Here is a 3353-nt window from a genome sequence, read left to right as displayed (position 1 = left end):
GAAGCAGGAATCCAGGAAACCATCGGTCAGCGCTAAAAGTGTAGGCAATTTCTGCTTTATTTTTCAAATGCGATTGCCCTGCATTTATAACAGAGACATTGACATTGCCGTGCGGCATTTCTTAAAATTCGTCGTGAGTTAGACTCAATTATGGCCTTATTTGGGAGAGACGGCTTCTATGGATTACCGCGACCTATGTGAACTTGACAGGAAATATCTCTGGCACCCCTTTACGCAGATGAGCGAATGGGTTGAGGCCGACCCCATCGTAATCGAAGAGGGCCTTGGATGCTTTATCAAAGACATGCGCGGCAGATGGTATATTGACGGTGTGTCGTCACTGTGGGTCAATATATTTGGCCACAGAAAAAAGGAAATTGACGACGCCATCAGGGGGCAGTTAGATAAAATTGCCCACTCTACTCTGTTGGGGCTTGCCGGTGAGCCGTCTATCTTACTGGCCGAAAGGCTTGTGAACATCCTGCGGGAATCTCCGGGCGATGGCGGCCTGCCACTTACAAAGGTCTTTTATTCCGACAACGGCTCAACGGCCGTGGAGGTTGCCCTTAAAATGGCATTTCAGTACTGGCTGCACAAAGGTGTAAAGGGCAAAAACACCTTCCTTTCACTGAACATGGCCTACCACGGCGACACCATTGGGGCGGTGAGCGTCGGTGGCATAGAGGTATTTCACGGCACATTCAGCCCCCTGCTGTTTAACACCCTTAAAAGTCCCGCGCCCTATTGTTACAGGTGTGAGCTTGGACTTGACCGGGGGATGTGCGCGATGGCGTGTCTGTCTGAAATGGAAAAGCAGTTAAAAGAACACAACCATGAGATAGCCGCCGTGATAATAGAGCCGAGGATGCAGGCAGCCGGGGGGATGATAGCCGCCCCTGATGGGTTTTTGCGCGGCGTGAGGCGCTTATGCAGCGATTACGGTGTTATCCTGATAGCCGATGAGGTAGCAACCGGCTTTGGGAGGACGGGCGCGATGTTTGCTTGTGGCACTGAGGGTGTGGCACCGGACATCATATGTCTGTCGAAGGGCATAACGGGCGGGTACGTGCCGCTTGCCGTGACGGTTGCAACAGAGGAAATATACAACGCCTTTCTTGGTGAATATGGGCAGATGAGGCAATTTTTCCACGGCCATTCCTATACGGGCAACGCCATTGGTTGTGCCGCGGCGCTGGCCGTGATGGACTTGTTTGACAAAGAAGACACATTGAACCGGCTGAGGCCAAAGATAGAAATCCTTGAGAAGTGGCTGCTGGCAATTCGGGGCCGCGCGCATGTTGGCGACACGCGAAGCGCGGGATTTATGGCCGGTGTTGAGCTTGTAAAAAATAAAGAGACGAGGGAGGCATATCCCATTCAGGATAAGACTGGGTGGCGCGTTGCCCTTGATGTCAGGACAAGAGGTGTGTTATTGAGGCCCTTGGGGAACTGCGTAGTAATAATGCCGCCGTTGGCCATATCTGAGGGGAATCTGAGGGCAATGCTCCACAGAATCGGGGAATCTATTGCCTGTGTGACAGAGAAATCTTAGACGCCGCGCCGCTTGACAACCGAGGGCATTCGGTGGTATGATAATTTAAGTAGAGAATTAACTTTGGAGGGAATGAATGAAGAGACTCATAGCGTTATTCCTGTTGTCGTTGTCATTGGCAGGATGTATAGCAACAATAGAGCCGTTGCCGCCGCCACCGCCGCCGTATTATGAACCGGCGCCACCGCCGCCATATTATGCGCCAGCGCCACCACCGGCTTATCCGGCACCAGCACCGGCGCCATATCCACCGCCGCCACCGTATTAGAGGGGCGACGCAGACTGAGAAACAGCCCCCTTGACGGCGGAATATGCCGCAGGGGGGTTCACTTATACGCACACTGGCAATCAATAGGAAGATGTATGTTACTCTAAACTAGAGAATTTACTTGTTTCAGGAGCTTATATGAGCCTGGCAGACATACAATACATCTCAGACGAGGCTGGGACAGTAACAGGGGTTATAGTCCCTATTGACTTGTGGCGTGAGATCGGGTCAGAGAAAGAGACCGCCTACCTCCTGCAGAGCAGAGCCATGCGGGAAAGGCTTATAGAGGCAAAAGGGCGTGGTGAGGGGATTACATTTGAGGTAGTTCGTGAGAAGCTTGGAGTTTGACCCTCACGCCTTTGAAGACTTGCAGTGGTGGGTGGAGAAAGACAGGAAGAAAGCCCTTAGGATTATCGGCCTGATCAAGGAAATTCAGCGTGAGCCTTTTCATGGACAAGGAAGGCCAGAAAAGTTGAAGTATGAGCTATCTGGTTGCTGGTCACGGCGCGTAGACGAGGAGCACAGGGTGGTCTATGAAGTTTCGGAGACTGCCATCAGGATACTGAGTTGCCGTTATCATTATTAGGGCACTGCTTGCGGATTCTACCCTTGTGACAAACAGACGAGGCCAGGCACTTTGGGTTTCAGAGTGGCAGGAAAGTGGACAAGTTCAAGGACTACGGCTATTCAAACGCCCCTCAGGGTTCGCCGGTATTAGATTGCGCGATGGCCTATTGTGAGTGCAAACTAAAGGATGTATTTCCAGCCGGTGACCACGAGCTTATTGTCGGAGAGGTAGTCAACGCCAAACTGATAAATGACATGACTCCATTGACGTTTGTATGGGGCGATTATTTTTAGAGGTTAAATAATGGCTGAAGAGAAAAAAGAACCGTGGCTTAATTATCTGGCTATGACTACCGTGCTGTTTGCCGTATTGGCCACCTTGTCCACATTCAAGGGGGGTAACTTCTCCACGCGGGCGCTGCTTTCTCAGTCCCAGTCCTCCGACCAATGGGCATTCTATCAGGCCAAGAGCATCAAGGGCTATATCAAAGAACTCCAAAAAGATAAATACGAGACAGAATTAAAATACTCCGAACAGAAACTCTCCGGCGATGTACAAAGGCACTACACTGAACAGCTCGCCTCACTCACAGAGAAAATACAAAAGTACGAAACTGAAAAGGCCGACATCATGGTCGAGGCCAGGAGGCTGGAACTGCTGCGCGACGACGCCCAAAAACACTCGAAGGCCTTCGGCATGGCAGTCATTTTTCTGCAAATCGCTATCCTGCTCGGCTCTATCTCCGCCCTTATGAAAAAGAAACCCATCTGGTATCTAAGCATGTCAGTAGGTGCGGCCGGGATTGTTTACTTTATAAACGGTTTTCTGCTTGTCCTGCCGGTTTAATTCTATTTATAATTCATTAGCGCATTAGTAATCAGTGATTAGCGTATTTAAGAAATATCTTCGTCCGTCATTCCGGCTTGCAGACTGTGTCACAATAGTAAAGCAGCCCCCCCCCCCCC

5 protein-coding genes and 1 pseudogene are annotated in these 3353 nt (G+C 50.7%); 5 read left to right on the top strand and 1 reads right to left on the bottom strand.

Annotation, left to right across the window (positions count from 1 at the left end):
- Positions 1 to 178 precede the first annotated feature (178 nt).
- A complete protein-coding gene (bioA, locus tag AB7D94_RS16855; protein WP_420267231.1) occupies positions 179 to 1552 on the top strand; it encodes an adenosylmethionine--8-amino-7-oxononanoate transaminase in 1374 nt (457 codons plus the stop codon).
- An 86-nt stretch (positions 1553 to 1638) separates the two neighbouring features.
- Here bioA and AB7D94_RS16850 read toward each other — a convergent pair whose 3' ends face one another.
- Entirely contained in the window at positions 1639 to 1797 is a 159-nt protein-coding gene (locus tag AB7D94_RS16850; protein WP_420267230.1) for a hypothetical protein, read from the bottom strand.
- Positions 1798 to 1958: 161 nt separating this feature from the next.
- Here AB7D94_RS16850 and AB7D94_RS16845 point away from each other — a divergent pair, with 161 nt between their 5' ends.
- The 4 genes and pseudogenes from AB7D94_RS16845 to AB7D94_RS16830 all read left to right on the top strand — a co-directional run bounded on the left by AB7D94_RS16845 (position 1959) and on the right by AB7D94_RS16830 (position 3234).
- The gene (locus AB7D94_RS16845; RefSeq protein ID WP_420267229.1) at positions 1959 to 2168 is read left to right on the top strand and encodes a prevent-host-death protein; all 210 of its coding nucleotides are present in this window, start codon (positions 1959 to 1961) and stop codon (positions 2166 to 2168) included.
- The gene (locus AB7D94_RS16840; RefSeq protein WP_420267228.1) at positions 2149 to 2406 is read left to right on the top strand and encodes a Txe/YoeB family addiction module toxin; all 258 of its coding nucleotides are present in this window, start codon (positions 2149 to 2151) and stop codon (positions 2404 to 2406) included. The genes AB7D94_RS16845 and AB7D94_RS16840 overlap by 20 nt, the downstream gene beginning before the upstream one ends.
- Before the next feature lie 41 nt (positions 2407 to 2447).
- A pseudogene (locus tag AB7D94_RS16835) lies at positions 2448 to 2681 on the top strand (flavin reductase family protein); the annotation flags it as partial.
- Positions 2682 to 2691: 10 nt separating this feature from the next.
- Positions 2692 to 3234: a DUF4337 domain-containing protein gene (locus tag AB7D94_RS16830; protein WP_420267227.1), complete on the top strand. Its 543-nt coding sequence runs from the start codon at positions 2692 to 2694 to the stop codon at positions 3232 to 3234.
- The last annotated feature ends 119 nt before the right edge of the window (positions 3235 to 3353 follow it).

Source organism: Candidatus Magnetominusculus dajiuhuensis, assembly GCF_046044395.1.
GTDB lineage: Bacteria > Nitrospirota > Thermodesulfovibrionia > Thermodesulfovibrionales > Magnetobacteriaceae > Magnetominusculus > Magnetominusculus dajiuhuensis.
This window is presented reverse-complemented; position numbering and strand designations above follow the sequence as displayed.